Origin of the sequence: Methylobacterium organophilum (assembly GCF_022179465.1) — a bacterium.
Taxonomy (GTDB): Bacteria; Pseudomonadota; Alphaproteobacteria; order Rhizobiales; family Beijerinckiaceae; genus Methylobacterium; species Methylobacterium organophilum.
Genome location: NZ_BPQV01000005.1, coordinates 227019 through 243647 on the forward strand (window position 1 = coordinate 227019; position 16629 = coordinate 243647).

The window sequence follows — 16629 nt, forward strand, 5'->3', positions numbered from 1 at the left end:
GCGATGAGCGCGACGAATTCCAACGACAAGCTGGTGCGCATGGCGAACCAGATCGCCGCCTTCTTCCGCTCCTATCCGGAAGACGAGGCCGTGGCCGGCATCCACAAGCACATCGTGGCCTTCTGGACCCCGAAGATGCGCCGGGACCTCGCGGGCTATGCCGACGCGGCCGGCGACCGGCTCGACGCCCTCGTCCACAAGGCCCTGACCGAGGAATCCACCTCGGAGAGCCCGATCCGCCCGGCGACCCGCAATCCGCAGCTCGTCGGCGAGGGCGCCAGCGACGCGGGCTGAGGCGGGGCCGCCTTTCAAAAGGTGTCCGAACGCTCTCCGGTCGCGCGCCTTTCCTCGCCCCCTTGTGGGGAGAGGGGCATCCCGCGCGAGCCGCTCCCATCCGCCGGAAACGGGCCGACAGCGTTTGGCCGCCGTTCCGATAGGAAGCTTCTCCCTTGAGCGCGGCCGCCGGGCGGCCTACCACCGCTGGGGCGCGGCCCTCCCGGGCCCGAGAGGGGACTCGGCGCCTTGATCGACAAGCTGGAATTCCTGCTGGCGCTCGCCCGGGAGCAGCATTTCGGCCGCGCGGCCGAGGCCTGCGGCGTGACCCAGCAGACGCTCTCGGCCGGGGTGAAGAACCTGGAGGAGCGCTTCGGCGTGCGCCTCGTGCAGCGGGGCTCGCGCTTCCAGGGCTTCACCCACGAGGGCGACAAGGTGCTGGCCTGGGCGCGCCGCATCGTGGCCGACACGCGGGCGATGCAGGAGGACGTGGCGGCCCTGCGGCGGGGGCTCGCCGGCCATCTGCGCATCGCCGCGGTGCCGACCGCCCTGCCGATGGTGGCCGCCCTGACCACGCCCTACCGGGCGCGCTACCCGGACGTGCGCTTCACCATCGATTCCACCACCTCCTCCGACATCTTCTCGCTGCTCGAGAATCTCGAGGCCGATGCCGGGCTGACCTATCTCGACAACGAGCCCCTGGGCCGCGTCACCGCCGTTCCCCTCTACCGGGAGCGCTACCGCCTGCTCACCGCCGCCGGCGGCCCCTACGACGACCGCTCGCACGTGACCTGGGCGGAGGTGGCCAAGATCCCGCTCTGCCTGCTGACGCCGAACATGCAGAACCGGCGCATCATCGACCAGCAATTGCGCGAGGCCGGGGGCGAGCCGGCGCCGAGCCTCGAATCGAACTCGATGATCGTGCTGATGACCCATGTGCGCACCCTGCGCTGGGCCAGCATCATGCCGGCGATCCTCGCCGACGCCCTCGGCCCGACGGAGGGGGTGCGCTCGATCCCGATCGTGGAGCCGGACCTGGAGCACACAATCGGCCTCGTCGCCGCCCGGCGCGACCCGATGACGCCGATGGTGACGGCCCTGATCGGCATCGCCCGCGGCGTCGCCCGCAGCCTCGACGGGCACGATCCGGACCGGGACTTCCTGCACGGCACGCCCGGCCCCTGAGGGACCGGGCGCGACGCGGCGATAGCGGGAGGCTCAGCTCTCCTTGAAGCCGTATTCCGGCACGCCGTCCTCGTTGCCGTAATACTTGTAGGGCAGGAACTTGCCCGAGAGGTTCATCTTCACCCGGTCGCCCTTGTTGTTGGGCTCGCGCTCCATGGTCATGTTGAAGTCGATCGCCGACATGATGCCGTCGCCGAATTCTTCCTGGATCAGCTCCTTCCAGGTGGTGCCGTAGACCATGACCAGCTCGTAGAAGCGGTAGATCAGCGGGTCGGTCGGCGGCATCTGCGGAATCGAGCCGCGATAGGGCGCCTCGTTGAGCATGCGCTCCTCGGCCTGGCTCAGGCCGAACAGCTCGGCGGCCTTCTTCGCCTGCGCCTTGGGCAGCTTCATCTGGCCCATGCAGGCGGCGGTGATCAGGATCGGCGAGATCCCGCCGATCTCCTCCTGGATGTATTTCCAGGTCCAGCCCTTCTCCCGCTTGATGTCGAGAAGCTTCTCCGTGAGGTCTTCACGCTTCATGGGGTTTCCGTCCCTACGCATCATCTGTCGACAGGCCGGCGAGACCGGCTCTTCCGCGGCGTGCAAGTTTGCAGCCAGCAGGGTCTCAGTCGACGAGGGCGGCGTAGGTGAGCACCCGCAATTCCCGCCGGAGCGGCAGGGCCGAGGAGGGGATGAGCTGGGCGAGCAGGACCACGGCGAGATCCTCGGCCGGGTCGATCCAGAAGGAGGTGCTGGCGAGCCCGCCCCAGGCGACCTCGCCCGGCGTGCCCACGATCTGGGCCCGGGCCGGGTCGAGCATCACCGAGAAGCCGAGGCCGAAGCCGATGCCCGTGTAGGAGGATTCCGAGAAGCGCGGCTGGCCCATCGCCGCGAGATCGCCGGGCAGGTGGTTCATGAGCATCAGGTCGACGGTCTTGCGGCCGAGGAGCCGCACCCCGTCGAGGCTGCCCCGGTTCAGGACGAGCCGGCAGAAGCGCATGTAGTCGGCCGCCGTCGAGACGAGGCCGCCCCCGCCCGAGGCCACCGGCGGCGGCGCGAGGAAGCGGCTGCCGACCGCGTCGTCATAGACCTTGAGCCGGCCGTCGCGGCCGAACACGTAGTTCGCGGCGAAGCGCCCGTGCTTCGCCTCCGGCACGGAGAAATCGGTGTCGTGCATGCCGAGGGGCGCCAGGATGCGCGTGCGCATGAACGCGGCGAAGTCCATGCCCGAGAGCACGGCGACGAGATGCCCGAGTACGTCGGTCGCCACCGAGTAGTTCCACTCCGCCCCCGGCTGGGCCAGGAGCGGCTGGCGCGCCACCCGCGCCACCAGATCCGCCAGGGAATGCTCCGAGGCCTGGAAGTCGATGCCGTGGATCCGGTAGAGGGCGTCGACGAGGGTCGCCTCCATGAAGCCGTAGGTCAGGCCGGCGGTGTGGGTGAGGAGGTCGCGGATCGTGATCGGGCGCAGGGCCGGCTCGGTCTCGAGCTTCACCCGGTTGCCGCCGGTGGCGACGCGCATCTCGGCGAAGTCCGGCAGGTAGCGGGCGAGGGGATCGTCGAGCTGGAAGCGGCCCTCCTCGTAGAGCATCAGCACCGCGAGGGAGGTCAGCGGCTTCGTCATCGAGTAGATGCGGGTGATCGTCTCCGCGGTGAACGGCTTGCCGCGGGCGATGTCCGCCATGCCGTGGGCGCGGAAGAAGGCCGTCTCGCCCCGGCGGGACAGCATCACCGAGAGGCCGGCGAGCCTGCCCGTCTCGACGTAGCGCCGCATCCAGGCATCCACGCGCTCCAGCCGCTCGGGGCAGAGCCCGAGGCTCCGGGGGTCGCTCACCGTGATCTCGGCCATTCGTCTCGTCCTCGCGGCACGCTCGCGCCGCACGCATGGGCGATGCCGGCGCGCAGGGTCAAGACGGCGCCGCCGCCGCGAGTGGGCTCGGGCGCTTGACGCCGGCATGCCGGCGCGGCTTCCCGAACGGACGGCCGCCCTAGATGGGGGAGGCCGACCTGCACGGCCGCGACCCCGGGAGTTTCCGCGTGACGACGAGCGACGCCTTCGCCCTCTTCCTCGACTTCGACGGCACCCTGGTCGAGATCGCCCCGCGGCCGGACGCGGTCCGCGTCGATCCGGCCCTGGTGCCGACCCTGGAGCGCCTGCGGACGCGCCTCGGCGGGGCGCTCGCCATCGTCACCGGCCGCCCGATCGCCACCATCGACGATTTCCTCGCCCCGGCCCGCTTCGACATCGCCGGCCTGCACGGCGTCGAGCGCCGCCTGGCCGGCACGACCAGCGGCGGCCGGCCGGAGGACCATCCGGACCTGCGCGCCGGCGTCGAGCGGCTCAAGCGCGAGACCGCGCCCCTGGCGCAGGTGCTGATCGAGGACAAGGGCGCCTCCGTCGCCGTGCATTGGCGCCTCGCCGGCGAGGCGGAGGCGGGCCGGGCGCAGGCTCTCGTCAGGACGGTCGCCGCCGATCTCGGGGCGACCTACCGGCTCCAGCTCGGCAAGGCGGTGGGGGAGATCCTGCCCGCCAGCGCCACCAAGGGCCACGCCATCCGCGCCTTCGGCGCGGCGGCCCCCTATGCGGGGCGCCGGGCGATCTTCCTAGGCGACGACAAGACCGACGAGATCGCCTTCGCCAGCGTGAACGCGGATGGCGGCGTCAGCGTGCGCGTCGGCGACGAGGAGACCGGGGCGCAGCGCCGCCTCGCCTCGCCCGCGGCCGTGCGCGCGCTCCTCACGGACTGGGCCGACGGGGCGCCGATCGATCCCGAGGCGCTCCCGCCCGCCTGATCGCGGTTTCCGAGGCGGCACGGCGGCCTTCGCGGGGCGGGATTCGCCCGTCGCGAAAATTGTATCCATTCCATGCTGCGCCGCATTCGTCACAGCGCGGGCGCACGAATAGCCGGCAGATCTTGCGACGCAACAATCTTCGCTGTCCGCGACGCAACAACAGCGTTTGCGCTTCCCGCTGAACTTCGGCAAGCTAGGCAGGCTTCTTGAGGGAGGAGCGCCCGAAACCGAGCACCCACGTCCCGTGGCCGTCCGGCCAAGCTCGGCAATCACAACCAAAATCCAAGGACGAGGAATGACCGCACTGTTGCTGATCATACTGGGCGGGCTGTGCGCCATCGCCTACGGAATCGTCACGATCCGGGACGTGATGCGGCGAGATGCCGGCACGCAGCGCATGCAGGAAATCGCCGGGGCCATCGCCGAGGGCGCCCAGGCCTATCTCCGGCGCCAATACGCCACGATCGGCCTCGTCGGCCTCGTCCTCTTCGTGCTTCTCGCCTGGTTCCTCGGGATCAAGGTGGCAATCGGCTTCCTGATCGGCGCGGTGCTCTCGGGGGCCGCCGGCTTCATCGGCATGAACGTCTCGGTGCGCGCCAATGTCCGCACCGCCCAGGCCGCCACCCAGTCGCTCGGCGGCGGCCTCGAGGTCGCCTTCAAGTCCGGCGCCGTCACCGGCATGCTGGTGGCCGGCCTCGCCCTGCTCGGCGTCGCCTTCTACTACCTCTACCTCACCCGCGGCGCGGGCCTCGCCCCGGCGAGCCGGGAGGTGATCGACGCGCTGGTGGCCCTGGGCTTCGGCGCCTCGCTGATCTCGATCTTCGCACGCCTCGGCGGCGGCATCTTCACCAAGGGCGCGGATGTCGGCGGCGACCTCGTCGGCAAGGTCGAGGCCGGCATCCCGGAGGACGACCCGCGCAACCCGGCCACCATCGCCGACAACGTGGGCGACAATGTCGGCGACTGCGCCGGCATGGCCGCCGACCTGTTCGAGACCTACGCCGTGACCGCGGTGGCTACCATGGTGCTCGCCGCGATCTTCTTCGCCGGCCAGACCGATATGGGCGGCCGCAACGTGCTCGAAGCGATGATGCTCTACCCGCTCGCCATCGGCGCGGCCTGCATCGTCACCTCGATCGCCGGCACCTACGCCGTGAAGCTCGGCGCCAACCAGTCGATCATGGGCGCCCTCTACAAGGGCCTCATCGCCGCGGGCGTGCTCTCGGTGGTGGCGATCGCGCTCGTGAACCTGACCCTGCTCGGCGGTTTCGGGACCGAATTCAAGACCAATACCGGCGTCACCTTCACCTCCGGCGCCCTGTTCGGCTGCGCGGTGCTCGGCCTCGCGATCACGGCGCTCATCGTCGTGATCACCGAGTATTACACGGGCACGAACTTCCGGCCCGTGCGCTCGATCGCGGACGCCTCCGTCACCGGCCACGGCACCAACGTGATCCAGGGGCTGGCGATCTCGCTCGAATCCACGGCGCTGCCGGCCCTCGTGATCGTGGCGGGCATCATCGCGACCTACGCGCTCGGCGGCCTGTTCGGCATCGCCATCGCGGTCACGGCGATGCTGGCGCTGGCCGGCTTCATCGTCGCCCTCGACGCCTTCGGCCCGGTCACCGACAATGCCGGCGGCATCGCCGAGATGGCGGGCCTGCCCTCGGACGTGCGCAAGGCGACCGACGCCCTCGACGCGGTCGGCAACACCACCAAGGCCGTCACCAAGGGCTACGCCATCGGCTCGGCCGGCCTCGGCGCCCTGGTGCTGTTCGCCGCCTACACCTCGGACCTGAACTACTTCATCGCCCATGCGAGCCCGACGCAGTACCGCTTCTTCCAGGGCGTGAGCGTCGATTTCTCGCTCTCGAACCCCTACGTCGTGGTCGGCCTGCTGCTGGGCGGCCTGATCCCGTATCTCTTCGGCGGCATCGCCATGACGGCGGTGGGCCGCGCGGCCAGCGCCGTGGTGGAGGAGGTGCGGCGCCAGTTCCGCGAGAAGCCCGGCATCATGCAGGGGACCGACCGGCCCGATTACGGCCGGGCGGTCGACATGCTGACCCGGGCCGCCATCAAGGAGATGGTGATCCCCTCGCTCCTACCGGTGCTCTCGCCGATCGTGCTGTTCTTCGTGATCCAGCCGATCGCCGGCAAGAGCCAGGCCTTCGCCACGGTGGGCGCGATGCTGCTCGGCGTGATCATCACCGGGCTCTACGTCGCGATCTCGATGACCTCCGGCGGCGGCGCCTGGGACAACGCCAAGAAGTACATCGAGGACGGGCATCACGGCGGCAAGGGCTCGGAGGCCCACAAGTCGGCGGTGACCGGCGACACCGTCGGCGACCCCTACAAGGACACCGCCGGCCCCGCGGTGAACCCGGCAATCAAGATCACCAACATCATCGCCCTGCTGCTGCTGGCGGTGCTGGCGCATTCCTGACGGCCCGCGCCGCGCCCGACGAAGAGAACCCCGCCGCGGTGGCCCGCGGCGGGGTTCTTTCGTCAGGGGACGCGACCGACCGGGATCAGTCGCAGCTCTCCTTGGTGACCGTCTTGCGGTCGCCCATGTCGTTCTCCTTCGAGACCGTCTTGCTGGCGCAGCCATCCGAATGCTCGCGGCGCTCGACGGTGGTGGAGGAGGTGGTCGCCGGGCGGTCGACCACGACGCCCTCGTCGCGGTGGATCACGGTGGTCTCGGCGAGGGCGCCCGAGGCGCCGAATAGGGTGAGGGCCGCGGCAGCGAAGAGACGATTCTTGCCCATGAATTCCTCCAAAGGGGTGGATTCATCGCGAGCAACGGCGAAACAAACGAGAGCGTTCCACAACGTGTGGTAGCGGCTCGTGATGGGGGTTACGCCCTCAGGACAGGCCGCGCTCGCGCCGCAGGCGCATCACCGCCCGGTCGAGGGCGCCGAGGAAGGCCGAGCGGTCCTGGCGCGAGAACGGCTTCGGGCCGCCGGTGACCAGGCCGGCCTCGCGCAGCTCCTGCATCAGGTTGCGGGTCGCCAGCGCCATGCCGACCGAGGATTCGCTGAAGGGCTTGCCGTTCGGCGCCAGGGCCACGGCGCCGGCCTTCACGCAGCGGCTCGCCAGGGGCACGTCCGCGGTGATCACGATGGCGCCGGGGCCGACCCGCTCCGCGATCCAGTCATCCGCCTCGTCCAGCCGGTCGCCGACGACCACGCGCTCGATCCAGGGCTCGCGCGGCAGGTTCATGAAGGCATTGGCGACGACGTAGACGTGCAGCCCGTAGCGGGCCGCCACGCGGAAGGTCTCGTCCTTCACCGGGCAGGCATCGGCATCGACGTAGAGCGCGATGGGCGGCCCGTGATCCGTCACACTACGCGATTCCCCGCATCATCCACCTCAGCCCTCGATCCGCGAGAACTCGGCCACCTCGCGGGTGGCCGCGCGCAGGGCGTTGAGGAGCAGGAGGCGGTTGCGGCGCAAGGCCGGATCCTCGGCGTTCACGGTGACCTTCTCGAAGAAGGCGTCGACCGGCGCCCGCAGCCGCGACAGCGCCCGCATCGCCCCGGCGAAATCCTCGGCGGCGACCGCCGCGGAGGCTTCCTGGCGCGCCGACGCCAAGGCCTCGGCCAGCGCCCGCTCCTCCGGCTGCCCGGAGGCGGCGAGCGCCGCGTCGGGCGCGGCATCGTAGGCGACGCCGTCCTTCTTCTCCTCGATGCGCAGGATGTTGGCCGCGCGCTTGTAGCCGGCGAGGAGGTTCTTGCCGTCGTCGCTGCCCAGGAACTCGCCCAGGGCCGCGACGCGGCGGACGACGAGCAGCAGGTCGTCCTGACCGGGCAGGGCGAAGACGGCGTCGATCAGGTCGTGGCGCGCGCCCTGGTCGCGCAGATAGACCTTGAGGCGGTCGGCGAAGAAGGCGAGGAGATCCTTGGCCCGCGGATCCACGAGGTCTCCCTCGAACGCGGCCGCATCGAGTGCCTCGTCCCCGGACAGGGTGAGGGCGACGGCGAACTTGCCCGGCAGCCCATCGAAGGCATCCCAGATCGGGCCGTCCAAGAGCGACAACCGCAGCTCGTTCTCGAGGATCAGCCGGATGACGCCGAGGGCGGCGCGGCGCAGGCCGAACGGATCCTTGCTGCCCGTGGGCTTCTCGTCGATCGACCAGAAGCCGGCCAGGGTATCGAGCTTGTCGGCGAGCGCCACCGCCACGGAGACGATGTCCTTCGGCACGCGATCGCTCGGGCCGAGGGGCTTGTAATGCTCTTCGATGGCCGCCGCGACGCGTGGATCTTCGCCCTGAAGGGTCGCGTATTTCCGGCCCATCAGGCCCTGCAACTCCGGGAACTCCCCGACCATCTCGGTGACGAGATCGGCCTTGGCCAGCCGTGCCGCACGCTCGACAGGAGCGGTGTCGTAGTGAACATCGATCTCAGCGGTGATCCGGCGCGCCAGCTTGGCGATGCGCGCGATCCGCTCGCCCTGCGTGCCGAGCTTCTCGTGGAAGACGATGGCGTCGAGCTTCGGGAGGCGGTCCTCCAGCTTGGTCGCCTTGTCGGTCTCCCAGAAGAACTTCGCATCGGAGAGCCGGGCGCGGACCACGCGCTCGTTGCCCGCGGTGATCGCCGCGCCGCCATCCGAGGCGACGAGGTTCGAGACGAGGATGAAGGCCGGGGCCAGTTCCTCCGAGCCGCTCCTGCGCAGCACAAAGCATTTCTGGTTGGCGCGGATCGTCGCCCGGATCGCCTCGGCCGGGATCTCCAGGAAGCGCGGGTCGAAGGAGCCCATCAGCACCACCGGCTTCTCGACCAGGCCCGCCACCTCCTCGAGCAGGCCCTCGTCCTCCACGAGGTCGAGGCCGCGGGCGAAGGCGAGATCCTTGGCGTCGTGCAGGATGATGTCCTTGCGCCGGTCGGCGTCGAGGATCACGTGGGCGCGCTCCAGGGCCTGGACGTAATCGTCGAAGCGGCGCACCTCGATCGGGCCGGGCGCCAGGAAGCGGTGGCCGCGGGTGGTGGTGCCCGCCGCGATGCCGTCGACCGAGAACGGCACCACCTCCGGCGTCTCCGTCTCCGGGCCGAAGGTGGCCACGATCGATTGCAGCGGACGCACCCAGCGCAGCGCCCCGGGCTGGGCCGAGGCCGCGCCCCAGCGCATCGATTTCGGCCAGGGGAAGCTCTTGACGATGCCCGGCAGGATCTCGGCCAGCACGTCCAGCGTCTCCCGGCCCGGCCGCTCGATCACCGCGAGGTAGAATTCGCCCTTCTTCGGGTCGGTGACCGTGGTGGCCTGGTCGAGGCTGTCGAGCCCCGCGCTCTTCAGGAAGCCCTGAACCGCCGCCTCCGGCGCGCCGACGCGGGGACCGCGCCGCTCCTCCCGCACCGCCTCGCCCCGGGCCGGCAGGCCGGCCACATGCAGCGCCAGCCGCCGCGGCGTCGCGAAGGCCTTGGCGCCCTCGTAGAGGAAGCCGCGCTCGACCAGCGCGTCGGTGACGAGCTTCTTCAGATCCTCGGCCGCGCGCCGCTGCATGCGGGCGGGGATCTCTTCGGAGAGGAGTTCGAGAAGGAGGTCAGGCATAGGCGCGGGAATAGCCGCCCGTCCGGGCGGCGTCGAGACGGGAGATGATCCGACCTGCGACGGTTCAGCCGATCCGTCCGCCGCCCGTCCGGGTCACCGCCACCACCGAGGGCCGGGGCGGCACGCCGTCCGCGAAGTCGGGCCAGCGGGTGGAGGGTTTCTCGTAGCTGCCGAGCGCGCCCTCCTCGTCGGGCTCGCCGGGATGCTGGACGGCCACGAAGAAGGTCTCGTCGTCCGGCGTGAAGCAGGGGCCGCACATCTCGGCGCCCACCGGCACCTGCAGGAAGTGGCGCGCGGTGCCCCGGCGCGGCCCCTCCGTCTCGATCGCCCAGATGCCGTCGGCCCGGCCCGTGGCGCGGCGGTTGTTGCCGTCGGTTGCGATCCAGAGGCGGCCCCGGCCGTCGAAGGCGCAGTTGTCGGGCATGCCGAACCAGCCATCCGCCGTGGTGCGCGGCGAGAAGGTCGCCTTCACCTCCGGCTTGGCGGGATCGCCGCACTGGATCATCACCTCCCAGCGGAAGGTCTCCGCGGTCTGGTCGCCGCCATCCGGCGTGATCTCGATGACGTGGCCGAAGAGGTTCAGCGGCCGCGGATTGGCGGCATCGACCTGCTCGGCCGTGCGCTTCGCGTTGTTGGTGAGCATCACGTAGACCCGCCCGGTCTTCGGATTGGCCTCCATGTCCTCGGGCCGGTCCATCGGCGTGGCGCCGAGGAGCTTGGCCGCGCGGCGGGTCTCGATCAGCACGTCGGCCTGGGAGTCGAAGCCGTTGCCGGCATCGAGCCCGTTCCGGCCATGAACGAGGGGCAGCCAGCGCCCGGTCCCGTCGGCCTCGAACCGGGCGACGCTGAGGGTGCCGGAATCGAGGAGATCGGCATTGCCGGCCCGGTCCGGGGCGACCCTGGCCGCGCTGACGAAGCGGTAGACGTGCTGGAAGCGCTCGTCGTCGCCGAGATAGACGACGTAGCGCCCATCCGCCGCGGTGATGCCGGCCGCGCCCTCGTGCCGGAAGCGGCCGAGCGCCGTGCGCTTCTTCGGGGTCGAGGCCGGATCGAAGGGATCGATCTCCACGACCCAGCCGAATCGGTTGGGCTCGTTCGGCATCTTCGCGAGGTCGAAGCGCGGATGGAAGCGGCCCCAGCCGTATTGGGGCGTGCCCATGGTCATGCTCTTGGCGTTGCGCGCCTCCGCATGGCCCTCGGGCAGGGCGCCGAGGAAGTAGTAGGGGAAGTTCTCCTCGCCCGAGAGCCAGGTGCCCCAGGGGGTGACGCCGCCGGAGCAGTTGTTGATCATGCCCTCGACCCGCCGCCCGGTCGGGTCGGCCTCGGTGACGAGGCGGGGATGGCCCGCCGCCGGCCCGGTGAGGGCGATCGGCGTCCGCGCGGTGATGCGACGGGTATAGGGGGAGCCTGGAACCGGGCGCCACCGACCGTCCTCGCGGCGGATCTCCACCACCGAGCCGCCATGGGCCGCCATCTCGATCGCGACCTGATCCGCGCCGATGCCGGCGATCACGCCCTTACGGTCGGCGGCGTTCAGCCCGGGGAACATCAGCTCGGCATTGGTGTATTCGTGGTTGACCACGAGCAGGCCGCGCGCGGCGCTGCCGTCGAGGGTAATGAAGCCCACGAAGTCGTTGTTGTAGCCGAATTGCCGCTCCTGGCGCTCCGCGCTCTGGGCCGCGGGGTCGAAGGCCGGGGCATCGGGAAAGAGCGGGTCGCCCCAGCGCAGCAGGACCTGGGATTCGTAGCCCTCGGCCACATGCAGATGCCCGTCGATGCCGGCGGGAAGCTCGGGGAAGTCGAAGGCCGGGGTCTCGGCCGGGGCTTCGGCCGCGGCGGCGGGGCCGGACAGCGCCTCGGGGCCGATCCCGGCGGCGAGGGAGGCGGCCAGCGCACCGCGCATCAGGTCGCGCCGGGAGAAGCGGCGGGCGATCACCGCGTCGAGGCTCGGGGCGGCTTTCGGGTCGGACATCGCGGCCTCATCTCCGATCGGGTTCAAGCCCGGCGCTAAAGCCGCCGCATGTCGCTCCGATGACGCTCCGACGACGCCCCCCGCGCCGGCTCGGCCGAGGGCCGGTGCACGGCGGGCATGAAAAAACCGCCCGGCCAGGAGCCGGGCGGTCTCGTCGAGATCGACAGCGGGGCGCCGCGCGGCGCCCCGATGCGCGAAATCAGTACTTGCGGACCAGCGGGGCCGGGGCCGGAGCCGCGGCGGGGGCCGGGGTGTAGAGCGGGGCGATGATGCGGAACCAGCCGTCCGTGCTCTCCGAGACGCCGGCCGAGGTCACGACGTCGCGGGCGACGTAGGCCTGCACCGTGAACGGCCCGAAGTCGTAGCCGATGAGGCCACCGAGGGCGAAGCGGCCACCGCGACCGACGCGGCCGCCGAGGACGCCCAGACCGGCCGGGAAGGTGATCGCGTTCGGGTCGAGGTTGACGGTGCCGTAGCCGATGGCGCCGATCTCGAACTTGCCGAACTTCTTGGTCGCGGTCAGGTCGAGGTTGAGCGCGTCCGAGATGCCGACCGGGCCGAAGAAGGCGGGGATGCCGTTCGGGCCATCGAAGCGGCCGGGAGTGTCGTAGAAGTTGTAGGTCAGGTTGGCGGTCAGGTTCCAGCCGTCGCCGGTGTAGCTGATCGCGCCGCCGGCACGGTAGGTGTTGGAGGCCAGGATGTTGAGGCCGCCGCCGCGACCGGCGTTGAGCTCGTTCAGGTAGGTACCGAACAGGACGCTGACGCCGATGTTGCCGCCGAGGTCGAACGCCCAGATGCCGCCGATGAAGGTGCCGACGTTGATCGAGGTGTCACGGCCGCCGGCAGCGCGGCTGAAGGTGAACACGGTCGGCGGAGCGACGGCGAGCTCGATACGGCCGCCGAAGGGCGTCCAGGGGGTCGACCACAGCAGGATCGGAATGTTCACCGCGGTGTCGACCGCCGCGTTGTCCTGGCTGCGGTAGGTGAAGGTGTTGATGGCGTAGACGCCTTCCGGAAGCGGGGCGCCGGTGGCGAGACCGACCTGCTCGCCGGGGACCGTGGTCGTCTGGGCCTGCGCGGCCGTGGCCGTCATACCGGCCGTGAGCGCGAAGGCGCCCGCGGCGAGCCAGTTCTTCATCATTTTCTGGTTCCTTCCCAAGGATTTCAGGCGACCGCCCCGTAGCCCCCGTCGACTTCAGCCGAACTTTTCCCGTCCGTACTGCCAGCGCCGGGCGCCCCCTTACGGCCCCACCTCAAGTCTCAACGTCGGGAACTATTCTACACTGCGCTCCGGAATGACAGGGCGTTGCCTGCAATCTCGGCAGTTCGGAACCTACCGTTGCGCAAAAGTCGCATTTTTGCGGCGCCGCAACAGGGGCTTAACAAAGAGTTAAGCATACTTAGTCACCGGGCGGTCCACTTGTACGGCCCGCACTTCCGGCAAAATACCACATGAAGCTCAGCCGTTTGGCGCAAGACGCGCGGGCGCCTGCGGCGACGTCGTGGCGCGCTCCCGGCGCCGTCCGGCGGCGAGCCCCGGCAACAGCCTGCCCCGCCCGTGACCAGGCCGCGCCCGGGTCACGCCCGGATCACACGGGTTCCCCGGTTCGAATCGCCCGGCGCCCGACAACCGGAACGCGAAGATCCGGTCCCGCGATTCGCCTCACTCCGCCGCCTGGCGCCGCTTCGTGCGGCCGGGGGGCGCCGATTCCGCGGCCGAGGCCGGGCGCCGGGCCAGCACCTCGCGCAGGAACCGGCCGGTATGGCTCGCCTTGGACCGGGCGATCTCCTCCGGCGTGCCCTGCGCCACCACCGTGCCGCCGCCATCCCCCCCTTCGGGGCCCATGTCGATCACCCAGTCGGCGGTCTTGATCACTTCGAGGTTGTGCTCGATCACCACCACCGTGTTGCCCTGGTCGACCAGCTCGTGGAGCACCTCCATGAGCTTGGCGACGTCGTGGAAATGCAGGCCCGTGGTCGGCTCGTCGAGGATGTAGAGGGTGCGCCCCGTCGCGCGCTTCGACAATTCCTTGGAGAGCTTCACGCGCTGGGCCTCGCCCCCCGACAGGGTGGTGGCCTGCTGGCCGACGCGGACGTAGTGCAGGCCGACGCGGTTCAGCGTCTCCATCTTGTCGCGGATCGCCGGCACCGCCTTGAACAGCTCGGCCGCCTCCTCGACGGTCATGTCGAGCACGTCGGCGATCGACTTGCCTCGGTACTTCACTTCCAGGGTCTCGCGGTCGTAGCGCTTGCCCTTGCAGACGTCGCAGGTGACGTAGACGTCGGGCAGGAAGTGCATCTCGATCTTGATGACGCCGTCGCCCGAGCAGGCCTCGCAGCGCCCGCCCTTCACGTTGAAGGAGAAGCGCCCCGCCTGGTAGCCGCGGGCCTTGGCCTCGGGCAGGCCGGCGAACCAGTCGCGGATCGGCGTGAAGGCACCCGTATAGGTTGCAGGATTCGAGCGCGGCGTGCGGCCGATCGGCGACTGGTCGATGTCGATGACCTTGTCGAGATGCTCGAGCCCCTCCAGCCGCTCGAAGGGCGCCGGATGCTCCAGGGCGCCGTTCAGCTTCTTCGCCGTCGCCTTGTAGAGCGTGTCGATCACCAGGGTGGACTTGCCGCCGCCCGAGACGCCGCTGACGCAGGTGAAGGTGCCGAGCGGGATCTCGATCTCGACGTCCTTCAGGTTGTTGCCCCGGGCACCGACGAGCTTCAGCGCCCCCTTGCCGGGCTTGCGCCGCGCCTTCGGCGTGCGCACGGAGAGCTCGCCGGTGAGGTACTTCGCGGTGAGCGAGGCCGGGTCCTTGAGGAGCTGCTCGGGCGTGCCCTGGGCGACGATCTCGCCGCCATGGATGCCGGCGCCGGGGCCGACATCGACCACGTAGTCGGCCTGCAGGATCGCGTCCTCGTCGTGCTCGACCACGATCACCGAATTGCCGAGGTCGCGCAGGCGCTTGAGCGTGCCGAGCAGGCGCTCGTTGTCGCGCTGGTGCAGGCCGATGGACGGCTCGTCGAGCACGTAGAGCACGCCCGTCAGCCCCGAGCCGATCTGCGAGGCGAGGCGGATGCGCTGGCTCTCGCCGCCCGAGAGCGAGCCCGAGCCGCGGGCGAGCGTCAGGTATTCGAGGCCGACATCGACGAGGAAGGTCAGGCGGTCGCGGATCTCCTTGAGGATCCGGACGGCGATCTCGTTCTGCTTGTCGGTGAGCTTCGAGGCGATCTCGCTGAACCAGCGATGGGCCTCGCGCACGGAGAGCGCCGTGACGTCGCCGATGTCCTGCCTGTCGATCTTGACCGCGAGCGCCTCGGGCTTGAGCCGTTTGCCGCCGCAGGCGGCGCAGGGCGTGGCGCTCATGAAGCGGCCGATCTCCTCGCGGCTCGCGTCGCTCTCGGTCTCCTTGTAGCGCCGCTCCAGATTCGGGATCACGCCCTCGAAGGGCTTGTTGACCGCGTAGGCGCGCAGGCCGTCATTGTAGTCGAACCGCACCGATTCCTTGCCGGTGCCGTAGAGGATCACCGCCCGGGCCGCCGCGGGCAGGGCCGACCAGGCGGTCGTGGTCTTGAAGCCGAAATGCTTGGCCAGCGCCTCCAGCGTCTGGTCGTAATAGGGCGAGGTCGACTTGGCCCAGGGTGCGATCGCGCCGCGCTTCAGGGTGAGCGCCGGGTCGGCGATCACCAGCGTCTCGTCGATGCGCATCTCGTGGCCGATGCCGCCGCAGGTCGGGCAGGCGCCGAAGGGATTGTTGAAGGAGAACAGCCGCGGCTCGATCTCGGGGATGGTGAAGCCCGAGACGGGACAGGCGAAGCGCGACGAGAAGGTGATCTTCTTCGGCGCCTCGCCCTCCGGCGTATCCGCGAACTCGATATCGGCGATGCCGTCGGCGAGATCGAGGGCGGTCTCGAAGGAATCGGCGAGGCGGCTCGCGATGTCGGCCCGCACGACGATGCGGTCCACCACCACGTCGATGTCGTGCTTGAGCTTCTTGTCGAGCTTCGGCACGTCGTCGATCGGATAGTATTCGCCATCGACGCGGAGACGCTGGAAGCCCTTCTTCTGGAACTCGGCGATTTCTTTTCGATACTCGCCTTTCCGGCCTCGGACCACGGGCGCGAGCAGGTAGAGCCGGGTCTTCTCCGGCAGGGCCAGCACCCGGTCGACCATCTGGCTGACGGTCTGGCTCTCGATCGGCAGGCCGGTGGCCGGGGAATAGGGGATGCCGACCCGCGCCCAGAGCAGGCGCATGTAGTCGTAGATCTCCGTGACCGTGCCGACGGTGGAGCGCGGGTTCTTCGAGGTGGTCTTCTGCTCGATGGAGATGGCCGGCGAGAGCCCGTCGATCTGGTCGACATCGGGCTTCGACATCATCTCGAGGAATTGCCGGGCATAGGCCGAGAGCGATTCGACGTAGCGGCGCTGGCCCTCGGCATAGATCGTGTCGAAGGCGAGCGACGACTTGCCCGAGCCCGAGAGCCCCGTGAACACCACCAGCCGATCCCGGGGGATCGTCAGGTCGACGTTCTTCAGGTTGTGCTCGCGGGCGCCGCGCACCGCGATGACGCGGGCGTCGCGCGCCTGCGCGGCCCCGTCGAAGAGCGCGGCGAGCTTGGCGTCCTTCTCGCTCTCGGCTCGGCTGCTTGCGTCGGCTTTGGCTTTGGCCATGGGGCGGATCGGTCTGTTGCAGGCAGGCCCGGGGCGGCGCCATGCAGCGCCTGACGCCCGGTCCGTCAGGGCGGGCAACGGTCGTGCCGTGGGAATCGTCGACGCGGAAGATGGCCCTCGAGCGTCGGGGTACCACTAGAACGAAACGGAAACGACGGCAACTTCCTGCCGCGGGCGCAGCGACGGGTCGCTCCGGCCCTCGGCATTCGGGGCGATGGAG

12 protein-coding genes are annotated in these 16629 nt (G+C 70.1%); 4 read left to right on the top strand and 8 right to left on the bottom strand.

Translation table 11 applies throughout. The features are described from left to right. The first annotated feature begins 3 nt into the window (after window positions 1-3). Together MFF21_RS10635 and MFF21_RS10640 are read left to right on the top strand one after the other, a co-directional pair. Window positions 4-294, top strand: coding sequence for a formate dehydrogenase subunit delta (locus MFF21_RS10635; protein WP_238311250.1), 291 nt, complete (start codon window positions 4-6; stop codon window positions 292-294). Between the two features lie 228 nt (window positions 295-522). After that, window positions 523-1458 carry a LysR family transcriptional regulator gene (locus tag MFF21_RS10640; protein WP_238311122.1) on the top strand — a complete coding sequence of 312 codons (936 nt, stop codon included), beginning with the start codon at window positions 523-525 and terminating at the stop codon, window positions 1456-1458. Window positions 1459-1491: 33 nt separating this feature from the next. Here the strand turns inward: MFF21_RS10640 and cynS are convergent, their stop codons facing one another. Together cynS and MFF21_RS10650 are read right to left on the bottom strand one after the other, a co-directional pair. Continuing rightward, window positions 1492-1980 carry a cyanase gene (gene cynS / locus MFF21_RS10645; RefSeq protein ID WP_238311123.1) on the bottom strand — a complete coding sequence of 163 codons (489 nt, stop codon included), beginning with the start codon at window positions 1978-1980 and terminating at the stop codon, window positions 1492-1494. A gap of 85 nt (window positions 1981-2065) precedes the next feature. Continuing rightward, the gene (locus MFF21_RS10650) at window positions 2066-3289 is read right to left on the bottom strand and encodes a serine hydrolase domain-containing protein (RefSeq protein ID WP_238311124.1); all 1224 of its coding nucleotides are present in this window, start codon (window positions 3287-3289) and stop codon (window positions 2066-2068) included. Window positions 3290-3432: 143 nt separating this feature from the next. On the opposite strand from MFF21_RS10650, the gene otsB reads away from it, so the two are divergent. After that, on the top strand, window positions 3433-4233 hold the full coding sequence (gene otsB / locus MFF21_RS10655) for a trehalose-phosphatase (protein ID WP_373324983.1): 801 nt from the start codon (window positions 3433-3435) through the stop codon (window positions 4231-4233). A gap of 295 nt (window positions 4234-4528) precedes the next feature. After that, window positions 4529-6676, top strand: coding sequence for a sodium-translocating pyrophosphatase (locus tag MFF21_RS10660; protein WP_238311125.1), 2148 nt, complete (start codon window positions 4529-4531; stop codon window positions 6674-6676). 85 nt (window positions 6677-6761) lie between these two features. On the opposite strand, the gene MFF21_RS10665 is transcribed toward MFF21_RS10660, so the two are convergent. The 6 genes from MFF21_RS10665 to uvrA all read right to left on the bottom strand — a co-directional run bounded on the left by MFF21_RS10665 (window position 6762) and on the right by uvrA (window position 16409). Beyond that, on the bottom strand, window positions 6762-6998 hold the full coding sequence (locus MFF21_RS10665; protein ID WP_238311126.1) for a hypothetical protein: 237 nt from the start codon (window positions 6996-6998) through the stop codon (window positions 6762-6764). A gap of 97 nt (window positions 6999-7095) precedes the next feature. Beyond that, window positions 7096-7575, bottom strand: coding sequence for a YaiI/YqxD family protein (locus MFF21_RS10670; protein ID WP_238311127.1), 480 nt, complete (start codon window positions 7573-7575; stop codon window positions 7096-7098). A 27-nt stretch (window positions 7576-7602) separates the two neighbouring features. Next, window positions 7603-9777 carry a glycine--tRNA ligase subunit beta gene (glyS, locus tag MFF21_RS10675; protein ID WP_238311128.1) on the bottom strand — a complete coding sequence of 725 codons (2175 nt, stop codon included), beginning with the start codon at window positions 9775-9777 and terminating at the stop codon, window positions 7603-7605. Between the two features lie 64 nt (window positions 9778-9841). Further along, a complete protein-coding gene (locus tag MFF21_RS10680; protein ID WP_238311129.1) occupies window positions 9842-11749 on the bottom strand; it encodes a PhoX family protein in 1908 nt (635 codons plus the stop codon). 199 nt (window positions 11750-11948) lie between these two features. Continuing rightward, window positions 11949-12890 (bottom strand): transporter family protein, encoded by a 942-nt coding sequence (locus MFF21_RS10685; RefSeq protein ID WP_238311130.1) that lies wholly within the window; start codon window positions 12888-12890, stop codon window positions 11949-11951. A 522-nt stretch (window positions 12891-13412) separates the two neighbouring features. Then, the gene (gene uvrA, locus MFF21_RS10690; RefSeq protein ID WP_238311131.1) at window positions 13413-16409 is read right to left on the bottom strand and encodes an excinuclease ABC subunit UvrA; all 2997 of its coding nucleotides are present in this window, start codon (window positions 16407-16409) and stop codon (window positions 13413-13415) included. Window positions 16410-16629: the final 220 nt, after the last annotated feature.

What these genes read in the sequence shown, in the direction of transcription:
- MFF21_RS10635 (WP_238311250.1), top strand. Translation starts at nt 4, where the DNA reads ATGAGCGCGACGAATTCCAACGACAAGCTGGTGCGCATGGCGAACCAG.
- cynS (WP_238311123.1), bottom strand. Translation starts at nt 1,980, where the DNA reads ATGAAGCGTGAAGACCTCACGGAGAAGCTTCTCGACATCAAGCGGGAG.
- MFF21_RS10650 (WP_238311124.1), bottom strand. Translation starts at nt 3,289, where the DNA reads ATGGCCGAGATCACGGTGAGCGACCCCCGGAGCCTCGGGCTCTGCCCC.
- otsB (WP_373324983.1), top strand. Translation starts at nt 3,433, where the DNA reads ATGGGGGAGGCCGACCTGCACGGCCGCGACCCCGGGAGTTTCCGCGTG.
- MFF21_RS10660 (WP_238311125.1), top strand. Translation starts at nt 4,529, where the DNA reads ATGACCGCACTGTTGCTGATCATACTGGGCGGGCTGTGCGCCATCGCC.
- MFF21_RS10665 (WP_238311126.1), bottom strand. Translation starts at nt 6,998, where the DNA reads ATGGGCAAGAATCGTCTCTTCGCTGCCGCGGCCCTCACCCTATTCGGC.
- glyS (WP_238311128.1), bottom strand. Translation starts at nt 9,777, where the DNA reads ATGCCTGACCTCCTTCTCGAACTCCTCTCCGAAGAGATCCCCGCCCGC.
- MFF21_RS10680 (WP_238311129.1), bottom strand. Translation starts at nt 11,749, where the DNA reads ATGTCCGACCCGAAAGCCGCCCCGAGCCTCGACGCGGTGATCGCCCGC.
- MFF21_RS10685 (WP_238311130.1), bottom strand. Translation starts at nt 12,890, where the DNA reads ATGATGAAGAACTGGCTCGCCGCGGGCGCCTTCGCGCTCACGGCCGGT.
- uvrA (WP_238311131.1), bottom strand. Translation starts at nt 16,409, where the DNA reads ATGGCCAAAGCCAAAGCCGACGCAAGCAGCCGAGCCGAGAGCGAGAAG.